The sequence below is a fragment of the Alteromonas sp. ABH4_453 genome (assembly GCF_056160665.1).
The window spans coordinates 26,729-43,884 of the sequence record NZ_JBSWXP010000009.1; the positions used below are offsets into that span (position 1 = coordinate 26,729).

Sequence of the window (17,156 nt, forward strand, 5' to 3'; positions counted from 1 at the left end):
AGGTTTTTTGACAAAAACCATCTTAAGATAATGTAAAAATAAGTTAAATGCTCTTTAACGTAATTCCTTGCAGCACAGCGGTTTGAAGAGCAATCGCGCTGATATGCAATTCGTCGAAATTGGTCAAATTTTGATTGGCTTTATGCTGGTTGGAAATTACACTGCGCGCGTTCTGAATAGCTGTCTTCCGCAGCTCGTAAACCACTGACTTTTTTACTGTGACCATCATGTTTGAATTACTTCTTCACGCGTTTCCCGTTGCATTCGCTTTGGCCTCTTTTTGGTCGAACACTGAACGTAAATTACTGCTACTGAATTTAGGGTTATGTATTGCTATCGGCTCACTTTTGGTTTTCGAGCAAGCGTGGGGAGGTGCCGTAGTTATTACGGTGGCAGGGCTGAGTACCAGTTATCGTTTAATAAAACAAAAGCTACTGTCTCCTGTTGCAACCTACATTACATTAATCTCTATGATGGTTATTGTGCTGACGGTGAATAACCTAACCGGTAAAACATCGTTAGTTGAAGCTATGCCGGTGTTAACTTTTATGGCATACCGGTTTGGTGAACTTCACTGTAAGGAAGCGGGTTTAAGGGTATGCATGATTATTGGCTCCATCAACTTCACTGCGTACGGAATAATTACGCAAACGTGGGGATTAGCCATTACTGAAGCCCTGTTTGCAGCCTCGAACCTGTGGTATTACATGAAGCTAAGACGTGCCATGCGTACCAGCCCAATTTAGTTGAATATATAGTCGTTTTGTGATGTATTTATTGTCAAACGGAATTGAATCCACAGGCAAGGTAATGCAACGCAAACCCATCGACAAAGCTCTATTTTTCGGTGCTCCGGCTCTTTTACTCGCTCTTTTTATTTTTAACATAAATGCAGATGGTGAATTAAAGCTCCCGTCTACTATCGGTAGCGTAGGGTTATGTATTGGCTTTTTCTCTTATTTAAGAAGTAGACGCTTTGGTAATAAATACCCCATTGAAAAATTGATAGAAAAAGATGGTGATTTTGCAGTGTTTCACTTTTTACATGGATTTGATCGCCAGCCCCTCAGGGTTAACGCCAATACTATCTATGCACTTAACTTCTCTCACCATTACCTTGGCGTTATCTTGGAAAGCGGCAACGGCAAAGGGTTTGATTTTCACTATCCTCATAAGGAAGCTGTGATAAAAGCGAGGCTTTTAGAGGTGCTTGGTGAGGATGGGTTTAACAACGTCAAAGTTAACGTGTAGATAGAGCAAAGCTAGTGTTAAATAGAAAGCCCGTTAGTAACTTTGACTAGCGGGCTTTTTTAATTTCATCAGTGTGAAGACTTACGCGAATACCACGGTTTTGTTTCTGTGAATAATTACGCGGTCTTCTAAATGGTAGCGCACACCGTGAGCCAGTGCGGTTACTTCACAGTCTTTACCTTTGCGCACCATGTCAGCTGCGCTGTCGCTATGGCTGATACGTTTAACGCTTTGCTCAATGATTGGGCCTTCATCTAAATCTTTGGTGACGTAATGACAGGTTGCGCCAATTAGTTTTACGCCGCGATCATAGGCTTGTTGATATGGCTTAGCACCGGCAAAGCTAGGTAGGAAGCTGTGGTGAATATTAATGGCTTTACCTTCCAGCTCTTGGCATAGCGTATCAGGTAAAATCTGCATGAAACGGGCAAGCACGGTCAAATCAATTTTGTATTCTTGAAGTAAGGTAGTGATTTGCGCGAACGCCGCGTCTTTGCCTAACGCCTTAAAGTCTACCCAATGGAAAGGGACTTTATACCAGTCGGCAAACTGTTTCATTTGCGGGTGGTTGCCAATAATCACTGGAATATCACAGTGTAGTTCGCCAGTGTGCCAGCGGTGAAGCAGGTCAACTAAACAGTGAGATTCAAGGCTCGCTAACAAAGCAACGCGCTGCTTTTTGTCTGAATCACTGAGTTTCCAGTTCATCTGATACTCGTTAGCAAGTGGGGTGAACTCTTTAACAAAGCTTTGGTGATCTAACTTAAGCGAATCGGTACTAATTTCATGGCGCATGAAAAAGCGGCCGGTTTGTAAATCGGTATGATGGCTGGCTTCAACGATGGTTGCGTTGTGGTCGGCTAAAAATTGCGACACGCTGGCAACTAGCCCGATTTGGTCGGGGCAGTCTATAACTAATCTAAATGTTTGTTGCATGTGGGCAGTTTGAATAGAAAAACAGGCTATCTTTTTACCCGTGACGCTAGGCGTTGTAAAGGTTATAGGCAATTTAAAACCAGCTTAAATTGCTATAACTCATAATCACTCTCAGTCATTGCTCTCAGTCATTGCTCTCGGTCATTGCTCTCAGTCATCAAGGCTGCTTAGCTATAAAAAGGTATTTTTATAGCGGTACAGATGCGGATAACCCAGCTCGGCAGTACATTTTTCTTAGTTCGCCGCTCTTTACTAGCCTCTTTTTACTCATCTGTAATACCGCGGCGAAGTTTCTCTCTTACCGACATATTGTGTTTTAACGGCCAAGATTGACGAATAGGGTAGGTCACCCCCTGCGGCGTAGTCACAGATTCAAATAGGTGAAATGCCGAAACGTGAACGTCTACATTGGGGCTGTAAAGCGGTAGCGGCAATGTCGACGTAGCCTTTCTTACAAGCGTAACGTGAGGCTTATACTCTCTGCTTTCTATTTCGATTGCTGCTTTACGGGCCGCTTTTCTCGATAATTTAGCGAGTTCATTAAGTGCCTTTGGTGTTTCAGTGGGCGCAGCAAAGAGTATTTTAGGTCCATTCCATAACCCAGTGGCATTGAGAGTTAGAGAAAAGGGTTCACTGACGAGCTGATCGAGTTCATACACAAGCGCCTCGTGCTGACGGTGATTTATTTCGCCTAAAAAGCAAAGCGTGATATGAAAGTTTGCTGCTGGCACTGCATAAGGTATTGCAGGCCCTTGATTGTTGATGTGCTCGTTACGCTTGTTGCCAGACTTACGAGTACGAGTCACCTCGCTTTTCACCCATTGACGGGGCATTACTTCAGGCAACGCCTGTTGACGCCAGCTATCTAGAGCAAGTTTTTCTGTGGCGCTAAGATCTAAACCAATAAAGCTTCGCATAGCTTTCCTCCTTTAAATTTGCCCTATCTTTGTACATACGTAGTGATGCTGCCCATAAGCTTAAGAAGGCAACGAACGTCCGTACAATAATAAGTTTATCATGGCGCTGCGGACGAGTTCCAAAACAAGTCGCGCGTATTGAATATTTACCAAATTTAAAAAAATAGCTGTGATGTTCGAGTGCATTGTTTACATCAGGTACACTATACCCACCAACTTATAACACCTTTATGCCCTTTATGTTACAGCCGTTTTCTCACCTACCCGCTTATGAACTTGTTACGCCGCTACAAGAAGCCGTAGCTACTAACAACATCATCATAGGGGCGCCTCCGGGGGCAGGGAAATCTACTGTACTGCCTTTGTCACTGCTGCAATCTTCGCTAAAGGGAAAAATACTGCTTATGCAGCCACGCCGGGTGGTGGTAAGAAATCTTGCTGACCACTTAGCAAAACAGTTAAATGAAAGTGTGGGTGAAACAGTTGGTTATCGTATAAAGGGTGAGTCGAAAACATCGCCTGCTACTCGGCTTGAGATAATAACCGAGGGCGTGTTAACACGCATGATTCAGCAAGACCCAGAGCTTACCGGTGTGGATGCTATTGTCTTCGATGAATTTCATGAGCGCAGTATTCATAGTGACTTTGGTTTGGCACTGGCACTTGAAGTCCAGTCTGGACTTCGCGATGACTTACGCCTAGTGGTGATGTCGGCTACTTTGGATATTACGCCACTTCAAACATTGCTTGATGCGTTTAGCGTACTGCCAGTAGCGAACTTAGAAACTCAAGGTCGTATGTTTCCTGTTGATGTTCGCTACACCCAAGATGTGCAGGCTTATGAGTTGATACCGAAAACCAGTAATCTCTTAAAACAGGCAGTAAGCGAGCACGATGGTGATATTTTAGTGTTCCTTCCCGGCCGAGGTAGCATAAATGCTGTTGCCAGAGAAACAAAAGGATTAGCTGAAAGTGCGGACATAGCCGTTCACATGCTCTACGGTGCTTTAGGAAAATCAGCGCAACAAGCAGCCATTGCGCCAGACCCACAGGGCAAGCGAAAAATCATATTATCTACCAATATTGCAGAGACAAGTTTAACCATTGAAGGCGTGACAGTGGTTATTGATAGTCTTTGGGAAAACAGTGCTCAGTATCATCCGTCCAGTGATATAACTGCGCTTACCCAGCAGCGCATTTCGCAAGCATCTGCCATTCAAAGAGCAGGACGCGCGGGGCGTGTAATGGCCGGGACCTGCTATCGTTTGTGTAGCAAAAGCAGCTTCGAGCGTTTGGCGAAACACAATGCGGCGCAAATTGAAAAAGAGGATTTAAGCAGCTTCTTGCTTGATACCTTAGCCTGGGGCAGCAGCCCAGAGTCCTTGGCATTGTTGACGAAGCCTACACCAGCGCAGCAGCAGGTGGCACAACAGAAGCTTCAGCGGGTTAATGCTATCTCACAATCCAGCATCACTCCCTATGGAAGAGCGCTGGCCCAGCTACCTTGTCAGCCTCATTTAGCCCATTTATTGCTAACGACAAAAACAGGCATAGGCGGGTTAAGTGCTGATGACAACGACGCGCTTCGCCACGCTGCTCCCTTTGTTGTGGCAATGAGCGAAAGTAATATCAGTGTGGGTGGCGCAACAAATGTCATGAATGCGCTGCTCCACGCCAACAGCAACACGCGCAGTCAGCTTACACAGCAAGCTTCCCGTTATGCGCGCTACGTGCAAAATAATGAAGGAAAAGCACAACGCTTTAAGCCTGATATTAACGAACTAGACGAGCAAGCCCTTGGACTTTGTATCGCCATCGCATTTCCTTTGCAGGTGGGCTATAGGCGCAGTGCGCCGAGCGGTAATAGCGGTAACTCTGGTAATTCGAAAGCCGTAATAAAAGGAGCTACACGAAGCAGTGCTTCTCAGTCTCATATTATTGAGTACAAGTTGGCGAGTGGGAAGGGGGCTGAGCTAACCGCTACAGCCGGTAATACATTTTCCAATGAAAGCGAGAAAGATAATGAACCTTGGATAGCGGTGCTTGAGGGGCAGCTAATTAAAAGCACGGTGACAATACGCCTGGCTCAGCATGTTCCCGAACGCTTGTTGCGTTTAGCTTTTCCTGACGCATTTAGCGAAAAGCGTAGCGTTATTCTTAACAGCGACACTGGCGTAATGGAAGCCAGAGTAAGTACGGGGTTTTATGACATAACGCTAAATAGTGCGCCAGTATCCGGACAGGAAAAAAGTCGCGAAAAAGCGTTTTGGGACGATGCGTTATGCAACGCATGGTTCGCGTATCTTGATGCACTTCCTCTATCGAGCTGGCCGCTTTCTGACGCAGATTGGCAATGGTGGCGAAGAGTTCAAATGGCCGCAAAGCTAAATCTGCCGCAAGATAAAGCCTTCGATGAGCCAGATCCCTGGCCATTGTCATTGAGCGACCTGGTGCATAGGGCAAAAGATAGCCTAGCGCCTGTTTTAAAAAGCTGTAAAAGTATTAAAAACCTTAAGCAGTTACCGTGGAAGACGGCCTTAAATAATGGGTTATCTTGGCCTCTGCAAGACGCATTAGCCACGCTTTTGCCCACTCACATGACTATTCCTACGGGCAGAGAGGCTAGCCTAGATTATCGCGACAATGGAGATGTAGTGCTGTCGGTCAAAATGCCAGAATTGTATTCGCAAAGCACTCCACTAACCTTAGCGGGTGGGCGAGTGACTGTTGTGTGCGAGCTGCTGTCGCCAGCAGGCAGGCCACTGCAAACCACCAGTGATTTAGGTGCGTTTTGGCAAGGCAGCTACAAGGAAATACAAAAAGAGATGAAGGGACGTTACCCCAAGCACTTTTGGCCGGATGACCCTGCCAATGCATTGCCGACCAGTAAAACAAAAAAACATATGTAGCCGCTACTGCGGCCATACCTCTTACGGTTTTCAAATGATTGTTGTGTATTACAAACACCAGCCATTGCTTATACACCAGTTTCTTACACAGTCTGTTTTTAACGACAGTGGTCACACAATAAAAACTAAGCTAAGTTGATGGTAGCAATTACAAACTTTTATTCAGGTAACCTTACGCTATGAAATTATCCAGTTTAGCTACCGCGGGCTTTCTGTTTGCTACATCTTTAAGCGCTCAGGCTCACGATTTTTGGTTAGAGCCAGCAAACTACCGTTCACAAGAGCCAAATGCTGTTGCCTTGCAGTTTAAAGTGGGCCATAAAGAAGATACCTCTCATTGGAACCTTGCGTGGGATAGAATAGTCGCGTTGCGTACCTATTCATCTGACGGTGTGACTGATATGGCCGCCAGCGTAGTACCTAAAACGTCAATGCTACCGGGCATGGCTAAAACGGTCGAGCTTTCACCTGGCACTCACGTTATAGGGTTTGAGAGCTACCATGCTACTAGTGTACTAAAAGCGAAGAAATTTAATCAGTATGCAAAAGATGAAGGCTTAACTGAGATATTGAGCTATCGCGAGGCGAGAGGGCAGAGTGATATTGCCGGAAAAGAGCTTTATTCAAGGAAAGCAAAAACCATTGTGCAAGTGGGTGAGTCAACAACGGATAATGCGCTAAAACCCATAGGCCATACGCTAGAAATAGTGCCCCTTGAACACCCTTATAATCTTGAAGATAACACTCTATCTGTTCAGGTTTTGTTCAAAGGAAAGCCCTTAAGCAATGCACTTATCGATGCAGCATCATTGGTTGACCACAGCGCCGAAGTACAAGCGATTCAAACTGACAGTGAAGGGAAGGCGACGTTTAAACTTAATGTCGAAGGGCCGGTGATGCTAAATACGGTTTGGGGCGTACCCCTTACAAATAGTTCTGAAACAGATTTTGAAACTTACTTTTCAAGCCTAACGTTTGAATACGTTCAGTAACCAATAAGCTGAACGGTTTTTATCTTACCGGTCACTGAAAATACCAAATGATTAATGCGCCCCGAAAGGGCGCTGTTTTCATCAAGACTACGAGGTAGTCTTGCTTGCTAGGTCAATATTTAGTGCTGCCATCACTTCCAGGCCTGGAAACCCGTCTGCGATCATATTGTTACTAATTTGGTAGTTGCGAATACCTTCGCGAGTGGCAGGGCCAATAATGCCGTCGGGTTTGCCCACATCGAAGCCTAAATTATTCAGCTTACTTTGAAGCGCAATAATGTCTTTGCGACTGTAGGCGGGGAGATCAGGTAAGGTTGCTTTAATACCAGACGCCCCAGCTATGCGGTCAGCCAATACGCCAACGGCAATGGCATAAAACTCAGAGTTGTTCCAGCGCATAATAACGCGGAAGTTTTTGTAGGCGATAAAAGCGGGGCCGTTGTGACCTGCAGGGACGATTACATAGGCCGTAGTGTCGTCATCGCCCAACTTAGAACCATCAGCTTTTTTCACGCCTTGGGCATTCCATTCGCTAAGAGATTTTCTATTTTTATAGCCTGACACTTGGTAGTCAAAGTTCTCAGGCAATTGCACTTCACGTCCCCAGCGGAAGCTGCGCTCCCAACCCAAGTTGGCAAGGAAGTTTGCCGCAGAAGACAACGCATCTTCTTCACTTGCCCACAAATTAATTTGCCCGTCGCCGTCGCCGTCAATGGCATAGTGGGTATAGGCCGAAGGCATAAACTGAGTGTGGCCCATAGCGCCAGCCCACGAACCAATCATGTCCTCTTTTTGCAGCTTCTCTCGTTCCATCAGCTTCACGGCCACAAGAAACTCTTGGGTAAAGTACTTACTTCTTCGTTTATCACAAGCCAGAGTAGCAAGAGAATCGAGTACCGGCATTTTGCCTTTATAAGAGCCAAAGTTTGTCTCTAGCCCCCAGAAAGCAAGCAGGTAGTGGGGAGGCACGCCGTATTTTTCACTTAGCTTATGCAAAAGTTTTTCATGCTTTGCATACATCTCTTTACCTTTTTCGGTACGCCAATCGGTAACGCGCTTGCTGAAGTACCCTGGAAAGGTTTGTACAAATTCTGGTTGGCTTCGGTCTAGCTCAATCACACGGTCCTGGTGAACAAGACGAGGAAACACATCATCGATAGTCTGCTGGCTAACCCCTTCCTGCTTGGCTTTGTCGGCAAGCACTGCAGTGCAGCTAGCGAATTGTTCATTGGCTAGCGCTGAATTCATTGTCGCACCCGCTAGAAGCAGCGCCATAGACGTGCGAAGTGACGGTCGAAGAAATGAGGCGTAAGACTTGGCCCCTTTAGGCGAACGAGTAGAGAAAAAAGAAGACTTAAATGAAGCTAAGCGCATAGTACGGTTCCTGTGTTACTTGCCAGCATGCTATCGCATTGTGACCGTGAAACGCGAGTAAAATTCATTTTAGTCCTTCAACATATTAGCGCCATGGGACGTTTCAGAAGTATACAAATTCGGAGTGTGCATATTTGGAAACAGTTGTTGAGAGGTGGCCCGAATGGTAATGTTAACAGTATTAGAACTAACGTTTTAAAAGGCGTTCGTTAAATCCATATCGCAATATGTGCGATGTCATCCTCAATGATCTTCATGGCGTTTTCACGTGGCAAAAAGACAGACAAAAGACAATTCATCTTCAAAAAGTAACGCATCAAGCAATGGTAATGGCTCTGCCAAGCGCTCGTGGTTTTTCAAACTGTTCTGGCGAGTCACTTTAATTGGCTTGGTCGTGCTTGGGGCTTATGCCTTCTACCTTGACGCACAAATTAAGCACGCGTTCTCGGGGAACAAGTGGGAAGTCCCCGCTCAGATCTTTGCCCGCCCGTTGGAAGTCAGTAAAGGTGAAGAGATAACGCCCCAAGAAGTCATTGATGAGCTCAATTTGTTGGGCTACCGCAAGGTAACCTTTGCCGACAGTAGCGGTGAATATAGCTATCAAAATAAAGTTCTGACTGTGCAGCGCCGCGCCTTTCAGTTTCCTGAAGGCGCTGAGCCTCTTCGACACTTAGTAATAACGTGGGAAGGTGCACGCATTGGGGAAATCTATGACAAATCGCAAGGGCGCCCTTATGGCTCTGCAAAACTTGAACCTTGGTTAGTAACGCGTATGACAAGTGGCTCCCAAGAAGACCGAATGTTGGTGACCCTTGATACTATTCCTGAAATGTTACCTAAAGCGCTAACGCTAGTGGAAGACCGCAATTTCTATAATCACCATGGCGTTGCACCACTTTCAATATTGCGAGCGCTAATGGCGAATATTGCTGCTGGTCGTACGGTTCAAGGTGGCAGCACGCTGACGCAGCAGCTAGTTAAAAATATGTTTTTAACCCGTGAGCGCTCAATTGTGCGTAAGGCAAAAGAAGCCATTATGGCGGTGATTATAGACGCACGTTACAGCAAATCAGAAATTATCGAAGCGTATTTGAACGAAGTGTTTCTAGGTCAAAATGGTGACATGGCCGTACATGGTTTTGGACTTGCCAGCTATTTCTATTTTGACCGACCAGCTAACGAGTTAAGTACACCAGAGATAGCCACACTGGTTGCCATAATCAAGGGCCCTTCTTATTACAACCCACGCAAATATGCTGAGCGCACAAAAGAGCGTCGTGACTTAGTGCTGCGCATGTTGTTTGATGAAAATGAAATTGGCCGCCAAGACTACGAACGCTTTGTGAATATGCCGTTAGGGCTTGCCAGTGGTGCAAGCTTAGCAAGCGGTAAACACCCGGCTTTCATGGAGCAAGTACGTCGAGAGCTTAATGAAATTTTAGCAGAGCCAAGTTTAAGAGACTCGGGCGTAAAAGTGTTCACAACACTTGATATCGTAGCTCAGCGCCGTGCAGAAAGTGCATTGTCAGGCACATTAGACGGTTTGCAAAAAGATAGGAAAGTGCCATTACAGGGCGCAATGGTCGTCACAGACAGCGCAGTTGGTGAAGTACGCGCTATTGTTGGCGGAAAAGACTTTGCGTTTAAAGGCTTTAACCGAGCGCTTGACGCAAAACGCCCAATAGGCTCGCTGATTAAACCTGCGGTTTATTTAACCGCGCTAGAAGATCCAACACAATTTAACTTGGCAACACCGCTTAAAGACGAGCCCATTACCCTTGAAAGTCGAAATGGAAACACGTGGTCGCCGCAAAACTACGATAAAGAGTTCAGAGGCCAAGTGCCTTTACTTCAAGGACTAGTTGAGTCTTTGAACGTGCCAACAGTTAATTTAGGCATGCAAATAGGCCTAGATGCGTTGGCCGATACCATTGAGCGCTTAGGGGTTACTACTCCGATAGATAAAGTGCCGTCGTTGACCCTTGGCGCCTTCGAACTAACGCCGTTTAGTACCAATCAAATGTATCAAACCTTATCGAACGATGGGCGTTATATCCCTCTTCATACGGTGACTTCCGTAGTAACAGCAGATAACGCGCTGCTTTGGAAAAAAGCGGAGTTTTTTGCTCAGCGCACTGATGAAGCGGCGACCTATTTGCTCAACTATGCCTTGTATAAAGTAACTACCGAAGGTACTGCGAAGCGTATCGGCTGGAATTTTGGCAATGTGAATATGGCTGGCAAAACGGGCACCACAGACGATTATCGCGATAGCTGGTTCAGCGGTTTTGATAGAAACAATGTGGTCACGGTTTGGGTCGGCAACGACGATAACCAACCGGTTAATTTAACCGGTGCAGGTGGCGCCTTGCCCGTCTTTATTAACTATATGAAGTCTCAGTCGCCCAAGTCCTTATCAAGGCGTTTCCCCAAAGGCTTAGGTATCGCACACTTTGACGCCAAGACAGGTGCGGTTGTGGTCGCAGGGTGTGCAGGCAGTTTAAGCGTACCGGCTATTTTGGATGTGCTTCCTCCACCGCAACAAGACTGCTCAGGCCGTCCTGTAGATGAAAATAGCGATAAAGATGAAAAAAGTTGGTGGGAACGCATATTCGGGTAAAAAAACTCCAGTAAGAAGATAGAAAACACAATCACTTGGCTGGGATACTGTCAGTGCTTTCTATCTCCCTCTGGAGTAAAAGGCCCAGGGAGGCAAATTTGTTAGCGGTAGTCGGCAAGGTTCCTATTTGTTTTTATTGCGTTTTCAGTGACCTTTCTGAAGGAATAGGCGCGCTGTTGAAAACACCAGCGCACTGACTACAAACGCAATAACCGGACCGAGTACCACCATAAATAGGGTTGCGGCGGTTAACATGTGCATTCTCCTTATGCGTCGTTATCGTCTGAGCTGATAGGCTCAATCGGCGTAATAGTAATGTCAGCAACCAATGCATTTGCTTCTTCTACTTCTGGCTCAAACGTATGGCTTGCAGTTAACACGTCGTAAGTCACGCCTAGGTCCAAGTTCTGCTTTACGTCGTGCATGGCGCTTTCAACGAAAAAATCTGTATGCGAAACAATGTTGTTCTGAGTGTCGTCAGCGAACGCTGAAGCGCCCAATACGCTAGTTGCTAAAGTTAGTGCAGTGAAAGTTTTGCGACCGATAAACATAGTAATCTCCAAAAATTAAGTTAGACACTGCACTTGAACATACTGCGTGGCAGCTATCATGTTGCTAAAGGTTTCGATAATAAGTCGTTATCAATTAACAATTAGTTTATAGCGAGGGATGTGCCAACTCGTAAAAATAAGGTAAGTATATGAATTTAATGAATTTTAACTTTTAGTGAAAAATGAAGGTGAAATTGAGGAATTAAAGAAATACTAAAATTTAGCGAATTTAATGTAGAGGTGGTCAAAATGACTAACGCAAATTTTCTAACATTTGTGCAGCGACACTGGTGACCATGAGAAAGGTCAAAAATAGGGGCGCTAGTCTATAAAAAAGAACAGCGCCGCCAATGTATAAAAGAGTGAATAGGTTTAGGGCGCTTTACTTCTAAATTGTGAAACCATTGTCACTACTAGCGCAATGATCACACCAGCAGCAATACCAACAACACCATCAGCAAGTATAGACATAACCAGCGATGCGTCTGGGATAAGTGCAGTAAACCAGTCGGTAATAACGTGCAAAAAGCCAATGCTGTGTGTGAGGATGCCACCACCGACTAAAAACATAGCAACAGTGCCTACAACCGCAAGGGTTTTCATTAGTGCGGGGGCGGCAACTAATAACGCTCTGCCAATAAATCGTTGAAGAGTGTTCATTGAACCTGTTAACGACTTGCGAAGCATGTAAAGCCCAACATCGTCCATTTTAACGAGTGCCGCTACCAGCCCATAAACGCCAAGGGTAATCGCTAAGCTTAGTGCCACTAGTACACCAATTTGCGTAGTAAGTGTTGCATCGGTCACTGTGCCTAATGCAATTACAATGATTTCAGCAGACAGTATAAAGTCTGTGCGTATAGCGCCTTTAATTTTATCTTTCTCAAAAGCTACCATATCCACATCTTCGTGGGTAAGCGCTTCTATTCTGGCTTCTCGTTTTTTTTCTTCATCTTCGTGGGGAAGATATTTGTGCAGCAGTTTTTCTGCACCTTCAAAACATAAATATAACCCGCCCAGTACCAAAAGGACGGTTATAAGTGAGGGCACAAAAGCACTGATGGCTAATGCCGCAGGAACCAATATCGCTTTATTAATAAGTGAGCCTTTTGCTACTGCCCATACAACAGGTAGCTCTCGGTCTGCTTTAACGCCTTGAACCTGGTCGGCGTTTACCGCTAAATCGTCGCCCAAAACGCCCGCTGTCTTTTGCGCAGCGACTTTCGACATGGTTGCGATGTCGTCCATTAACGTTGCTATATCATCAAGTAGGGCAAGTAAGTTAGCTGCGGCCACGTCGAATATCCTTTGTTATGTATTACAGTTAGAGTAATCCCCAGTAAATAGCAGCTTAGCGTACTTAAAACATGGGTGATATACAATCAGGAATAATGCTGATAAATCACAGTTCTTTTTAGGCAATTTTCAGGGCTATCACCAACAGAAAAGGCGAAATCAGAGGAAGTGTGAGTTGAGAAGAGCACGCCGTGCTCTTCTCATGTTGAAGTTAATTACCCCAAATGTTGTTTACCAGTTCTGGATGATCAACGAAAGGGTTTCGATTGTTCTGGAAATTGAAGGCAGCGTCATTCCTATCGATTTCCTTTTGGCTTACAGGGTCTTGAGAATGCCAGCTTAAAAGCAGAGTTAAGAACCAGCTTTCGAATACTTGATCACTCGTACCATCCAATACTGCGTCACCATAGGTGCTATTTGTTTCCCAATTTGCAATGACGTTTTCATAACGTGTCGCCATGTAGAAATACGCTCTAGCGAAGTCACCTTTGAACTCGTCGATGGGCTCAAAAACGGTGCCTGTATATCCAGAAGCAGAAGAGCCAGCGCCCAGTTTGGAACCATTCGATGACGTATAAGTAGCACTTGCGACATCACCGTACGGATAGCTACTTCGGCGACCGTTAACGTAGCCGTCGGTTGCAAAAACGTGGTGAACATCAGTATTCATTGGTGAGATTGCACCGCCAAACCAGCTGCGCGGGAAGGCGTGTTCGCGGTTATAGCAACTGCCTTCTCCACTATAGCTGCCACACTGGTCAGAACCAGCCGTGTAGCTGTAAGCGTCACTGCCATTTGGGTTTTCTGAATACATGTCCAAAATGGAGCCGTCATTTTCATAGTAGCTGTCGCTTGTGTATGAAATATAGAATGTCCAGAGGTCGCCATAGCTTTGTGTATTATGATTTTTGATAATGTTGTAAAGCTCGGTTTTTAACGTATAGCCTGACAGACCGTTGGCACTTGCATAGTAACCAGTGAGTTCTGATGAACCACCACCACTGCCACCGCCACTCGTTGTGCCAACGCTAAAGTTGGTGCTTTCACTCGCGCCGAAAGAACCGCCATTAGCAACAGACACGCCCTCTATTAGCAAGTTATAGCTTCCAGAGCCATAGGAGCAGCAGATCCCATCGCCATAGGCATCACTTATGGTAAAGGTATATTCTCCATCGGTAAGGCAAACCGCTTCTGTGTAGCTTTGATTACTTGCGTAGCTGCTGCCAGAGGCTTCAACTTGGTTGTTTGAGTTAGTTATTTGCCAACTGGTTTCACTGCCGTAATTGTCGGTAGTTAAATTCAAAACGCCTGAATGGCTAGCACACGTGCTTCCACCGCCGTTATTGCCACCTGACCCAAGCGTAGTCGGCTCGAATGCGTCTACATAGACGGTTTCTGAACCATCAAAGCCAGTCTGATCATAAAAGCGTAAACCCACCTCAATCTCTTTTGACGCTGTAGCGGAATAAGAGAAAGTAAGCTGTTGCCAGTTTCCAGTTAATGAGTTGTCAGAATAACCTTGATAACCGTCTACATATAGGCGCGCTTTTACAGCACCTTCAGTGTGATATAGCCTCACTGAAAATTCATAATTTTGACCGGCGGTTACATTGATTGTCTGACGGAAGTCAGTTGAACCTTGCGTTGTCGTATTGACGGTAACTGCAGCAGACTTGCTTCCCGAGAATGAGTAGACCGAGTTTTCAACTACACTAATGCCGGAGTCGATAGTTGACCATGAATTAGGTGCGCCAGACGTCCATGTTTCAAAGTCTCCGTTGGAGACCTGACCCATGGCGATAGCGGGTAACAACGCACCTGCCAAGCCGACTATTTGACGTAAGTTTATATTCATTTATTTTCCGTTATTGTCTTTATTTTAAATGTATATTTATTCCTTAAACGTAGTGTTCGACGCCTTCCTAGGCGTATCAAATATTGCACGTATTTGTGACAAAATGAATAAAAGTGCTTAATCTAACGGCAGAGAGTACTGAGTTAACGGCAAGGAAATAGATGCAAATAAACGGTGAGTTAAGCAAAAGTTCAGTACTACCTTATATGGACTGTTGGGAGCAATAAAATGACTGATAGCCCAATTCCATCGCTATCCGTACGCTCATATACGAAGCAAACGTGCCGCCATAAACACAACTACTTTCAGTTAGTGCTGCCCATCAACGGACATATCTTGATAGAAATCGATAACTTTAGCGGGCGAGTAGGCGTAGGCGAAGGCGTATGCATAGCGCCGAATGAGGTCCATTATTTTAGCGCTAACGAACTGTCAAAATTTATTGTGGCGGACTTGGAGTATGTGCCAGTTAATTTAAATGACAGGTTGCACCCGATATTTCAGGTAACGTCAGCATTACAGGCGTTTTTATCGTTTGTAGAGATTCAAATTAGTCAGTTTGCTGACCAAGGCCACGAAGAAATACTGGCGCTATTTTTAACCTTGTTAGAAACATCCTTGAAAGGATGCAGCATGGATAAGCGAATGACTCCTGTATTAAGCCATATTCATCGCGACCTTGCCCGAGGCTTTACACAGGTGGAGTTAGCACGGATAGCCTGCATGGGAACAACGCAATTCAAAACACGCTTTAAAGAAGCCACCGGGCATAGTTTACGAGATTACCTTGTAAAAGTGAGGATGGAAAAGGCCAAAGCACTACTTAGAAATACCGATACACCAATGTTGGGTATAGCTCAGCTAACAGGGTATGAAGATGTTGCAGCATTCAGTCGCCGGTTCAAAGCGCATTTCGGGCAACCTCCTAAGTTTTTCAAAAGAAAGTAGCGGTGATAAGGGCTTACCTGATATGACGGTAAATCGTTGGTAGAGACAACTAGTTCATCTCTTCGTCTTTAGGAAGTTTATTGACTCTAGCGTCTATAAAACGTTTGTGGTCGTCCATTTTGGTGCATTCTAAGGTACCACCTGTAAAACCACTCAATATCGCCAAAGTTTTATTGGTCGTACTGCTACAGTTTACGCGTTTTGAAGGGCGTCTACTTTCATTGGCTTGTATTTGCTGTGTGCTTGGTCCGCTGAGCACCGGGCTAACTTTACGTTTTTGAAATGCTGTTGCTGCTTGTTCAGCGTCTTCAGCAACTTTGTCACTGTGATACTTTTCAAAGTAAAGAGCCGCGCCATCTTTTACCGATAGATTCAACGAGCCTGCGCGCCGATTTGCGTCTTTTGAAAGGGTAGGCGTTGGTGACGTATTTAATGGCTTATTTTCAACGGGTACCTGCTGTATATCGGGTTCAGTATTTTTCTTCTGCTTGGGCGCAGGGCTTTCCACAATTTTATTTTTATTATCAAGTGCTTCAGTGGCTTTGGTTGCGTCAGGCTTCAACTCAATTTCTTGCCTTTTAGGGGAAACATCGATTGGTTTAGTTTCTTGTGGTTTAGCTTGGGCAGGAGGGCGTGGAACGGGGGGATAGTACAGTCTGGCGCTTATCTCCGGCGTTCGCTCCAAAACATTTACTCGTGCTTTTTGGTTGTTGATGCCTATTTGAGAAAGTATGACCACTACGATGACCCCAAACACATGTGCACAGCCCGAAATTAATAGTGGGCGCCACGCCGTTTTCTTTGCAACGGAATGGTGTTCAATGCTGCGCTCAGGCGCAAAGAAAGATGGGGTGATAGTCGTCATAGTAAACAACAGACCATGGGCCCTATCGAATAGTTCCGTCCTAATTTCATCGCACTTTTTAGTCCTCTCACCTTACCGCAACCTCATACCGCTTCAAAATTGGGCAAATTTTTAACAGTGCACCATTAGTGTGCATTATTTTTGTGCGTTCATGAAGCGTTTGCATGTATGTATTTGATTTATTTAGCTAATAATTTGTGGCATGGCTCTTGGTTTATCTTCCCATAGTTGGAAACACGACCATAAATCACAGAATAACCAAAACAAACTGGGAGCAACTCATGAAACTAGTCACAGCGATCATCAAGCCGTTCAAGCTAGATGATGTTCGTGAAGCCATTTCAGAAATCGGTATCGACGGTTTGACCGTGACCGAAGTGAAGGGCTTTGGACGTCAAAAAGGACACACTGAACTTTACCGCGGAGCGGAATATCAGGTGGATTTTCTACCTAAAGTCAAACTGGAAATTGCTGTTCAGGATGATCAAGTAGAGCGCCTGGTAGAAGCCATCGTTGGCGCTGCCAAAACAGGCAAAATTGGAGACGGCAAGGTGTTTGTTTATGACCTTGAGCACGCCGTTCGTATTCGAACTGGTGAGTCGGATAGCGACGCGCTGTAAGCCACAACGATATATTTGCGGA

At 45.3% G+C, this 17,156-nt stretch carries 15 protein-coding genes; 7 read left to right on the top strand and 8 right to left on the bottom strand.

Features of this window, described 5'->3' with window-relative positions; translation table 11 throughout:
- Window positions 1–43: 43 nt before the first annotated feature.
- On the bottom strand, window positions 44–229 hold the full coding sequence (locus tag ACXAGV_RS16950; protein ID WP_474874251.1) for a hypothetical protein: 186 nt from the start codon (window positions 227–229) through the stop codon (window positions 44–46).
- Here ACXAGV_RS16950 and ACXAGV_RS16955 point away from each other — a divergent pair.
- Both ACXAGV_RS16955 and ACXAGV_RS16960 read left to right on the top strand, forming a co-directional pair.
- The gene (locus ACXAGV_RS16955; protein ID WP_474874252.1) at window positions 228–746 is read left to right on the top strand and encodes a YgjV family protein; all 519 of its coding nucleotides are present in this window, start codon (window positions 228–230) and stop codon (window positions 744–746) included. The genes ACXAGV_RS16950 and ACXAGV_RS16955 overlap by 2 nt on opposite strands.
- 22 nt (window positions 747–768) lie before the next feature.
- Window positions 769–1,251, top strand: coding sequence for a hypothetical protein (locus ACXAGV_RS16960; protein WP_474874371.1), 483 nt, complete (start codon window positions 769–771; stop codon window positions 1,249–1,251).
- An 81-nt stretch (window positions 1,252–1,332) separates the two neighbouring features.
- Here the strand turns inward: ACXAGV_RS16960 and purU are convergent, their stop codons facing one another.
- Both purU and thpR read right to left on the bottom strand, forming a co-directional pair.
- Entirely contained in the window at window positions 1,333–2,187 is an 855-nt protein-coding gene (gene purU / locus ACXAGV_RS16965; protein WP_474809134.1) for a formyltetrahydrofolate deformylase, read from the bottom strand.
- Between the two features lie 263 nt (window positions 2,188–2,450).
- Entirely contained in the window at window positions 2,451–3,104 is a 654-nt protein-coding gene (gene thpR / locus ACXAGV_RS16970; RefSeq protein ID WP_474874253.1) for an RNA 2',3'-cyclic phosphodiesterase, read from the bottom strand.
- 185 nt (window positions 3,105–3,289) lie between these two features.
- On the opposite strand from thpR, the gene ACXAGV_RS16975 reads away from it, so the two are divergent.
- Together ACXAGV_RS16975 and ACXAGV_RS16980 are read left to right on the top strand one after the other, a co-directional pair.
- Window positions 3,290–6,013 carry an ATP-dependent RNA helicase gene (locus ACXAGV_RS16975; protein ID WP_474874254.1) on the top strand — a complete coding sequence of 908 codons (2,724 nt, stop codon included), beginning with the start codon at window positions 3,290–3,292 and terminating at the stop codon, window positions 6,011–6,013.
- A 179-nt stretch (window positions 6,014–6,192) separates the two neighbouring features.
- Window positions 6,193–7,005, top strand: coding sequence for a DUF4198 domain-containing protein (locus ACXAGV_RS16980; protein WP_474874255.1), 813 nt, complete (start codon window positions 6,193–6,195; stop codon window positions 7,003–7,005).
- Window positions 7,006–7,092: 87 nt separating this feature from the next.
- Here ACXAGV_RS16980 and ACXAGV_RS16985 read toward each other — a convergent pair whose 3' ends face one another.
- Window positions 7,093–8,379, bottom strand: coding sequence for a lytic murein transglycosylase (locus ACXAGV_RS16985; protein ID WP_474874256.1), 1,287 nt, complete (start codon window positions 8,377–8,379; stop codon window positions 7,093–7,095).
- Between the two features lie 268 nt (window positions 8,380–8,647).
- Between ACXAGV_RS16985 and mrcB the strand changes: the two genes are divergently transcribed.
- The gene (mrcB, locus tag ACXAGV_RS16990; RefSeq protein WP_474874257.1) at window positions 8,648–10,999 is read left to right on the top strand and encodes a penicillin-binding protein 1B; all 2,352 of its coding nucleotides are present in this window, start codon (window positions 8,648–8,650) and stop codon (window positions 10,997–10,999) included.
- A 266-nt stretch (window positions 11,000–11,265) separates the two neighbouring features.
- Here mrcB and ACXAGV_RS16995 read toward each other — a convergent pair whose 3' ends face one another.
- From ACXAGV_RS16995 to ACXAGV_RS17005, 3 genes are all read right to left on the bottom strand, one after another.
- Complete coding sequence (locus tag ACXAGV_RS16995; RefSeq protein ID WP_474874258.1) at window positions 11,266–11,550, bottom strand: hypothetical protein; 285 nt, start codon at window positions 11,548–11,550, stop codon at window positions 11,266–11,268.
- Window positions 11,551–11,922: 372 nt separating this feature from the next.
- Complete coding sequence (locus ACXAGV_RS17000) at window positions 11,923–12,846, bottom strand: DUF808 domain-containing protein (RefSeq protein WP_474874259.1); 924 nt, start codon at window positions 12,844–12,846, stop codon at window positions 11,923–11,925.
- Between the two features lie 211 nt (window positions 12,847–13,057).
- Complete coding sequence (locus tag ACXAGV_RS17005) at window positions 13,058–14,701, bottom strand: endonuclease (RefSeq protein WP_474874260.1); 1,644 nt, start codon at window positions 14,699–14,701, stop codon at window positions 13,058–13,060.
- 228 nt (window positions 14,702–14,929) lie between these two features.
- Here ACXAGV_RS17005 and ACXAGV_RS17010 point away from each other — a divergent pair, with 228 nt between their 5' ends.
- The gene (locus ACXAGV_RS17010; protein WP_474874261.1) at window positions 14,930–15,649 is read left to right on the top strand and encodes a helix-turn-helix domain-containing protein; all 720 of its coding nucleotides are present in this window, start codon (window positions 14,930–14,932) and stop codon (window positions 15,647–15,649) included.
- Between the two features lie 49 nt (window positions 15,650–15,698).
- Here ACXAGV_RS17010 and ACXAGV_RS17015 read toward each other — a convergent pair whose 3' ends face one another.
- Window positions 15,699–16,514: a hypothetical protein gene (locus ACXAGV_RS17015; RefSeq protein ID WP_474874262.1), complete on the bottom strand. Its 816-nt coding sequence runs from the start codon at window positions 16,512–16,514 to the stop codon at window positions 15,699–15,701.
- A gap of 281 nt (window positions 16,515–16,795) precedes the next feature.
- On the opposite strand from ACXAGV_RS17015, the gene glnK reads away from it, so the two are divergent.
- Complete coding sequence (gene glnK / locus ACXAGV_RS17020; RefSeq protein ID WP_012516988.1) at window positions 16,796–17,134, top strand: P-II family nitrogen regulator; 339 nt, start codon at window positions 16,796–16,798, stop codon at window positions 17,132–17,134.
- Window positions 17,135–17,156 lie beyond the last annotated feature (22 nt).

Excerpts from the sequence above, each read along its gene's own strand:
- ACXAGV_RS16955 (WP_474874252.1), top strand. The coding sequence starts at position 228 with ATGTTTGAATTACTTCTTCACGCGTTTCCCGTTGCATTCGCTTTGGCC.
- ACXAGV_RS16950 (WP_474874251.1), bottom strand. The coding sequence starts at position 229 with ATGATGGTCACAGTAAAAAAGTCAGTGGTTTACGAGCTGCGGAAGACA.
- ACXAGV_RS16960 (WP_474874371.1), top strand. The coding sequence starts at position 769 with ATGTATTTATTGTCAAACGGAATTGAATCCACAGGCAAGGTAATGCAA.
- purU (WP_474809134.1), bottom strand. The coding sequence starts at position 2,187 with ATGCAACAAACATTTAGATTAGTTATAGACTGCCCCGACCAAATCGGG.
- thpR (WP_474874253.1), bottom strand. The coding sequence starts at position 3,104 with ATGCGAAGCTTTATTGGTTTAGATCTTAGCGCCACAGAAAAACTTGCT.
- ACXAGV_RS16980 (WP_474874255.1), top strand. The coding sequence starts at position 6,193 with ATGAAATTATCCAGTTTAGCTACCGCGGGCTTTCTGTTTGCTACATCT.
- ACXAGV_RS16985 (WP_474874256.1), bottom strand. The coding sequence starts at position 8,379 with ATGCGCTTAGCTTCATTTAAGTCTTCTTTTTTCTCTACTCGTTCGCCT.
- ACXAGV_RS16995 (WP_474874258.1), bottom strand. The coding sequence starts at position 11,550 with ATGTTTATCGGTCGCAAAACTTTCACTGCACTAACTTTAGCAACTAGC.
- ACXAGV_RS17005 (WP_474874260.1), bottom strand. The coding sequence starts at position 14,701 with ATGAATATAAACTTACGTCAAATAGTCGGCTTGGCAGGTGCGTTGTTA.
- ACXAGV_RS17010 (WP_474874261.1), top strand. The coding sequence starts at position 14,930 with ATGACTGATAGCCCAATTCCATCGCTATCCGTACGCTCATATACGAAG.
- ACXAGV_RS17015 (WP_474874262.1), bottom strand. The coding sequence starts at position 16,514 with ATGACGACTATCACCCCATCTTTCTTTGCGCCTGAGCGCAGCATTGAA.
- glnK (WP_012516988.1), top strand. The coding sequence starts at position 16,796 with ATGAAACTAGTCACAGCGATCATCAAGCCGTTCAAGCTAGATGATGTT.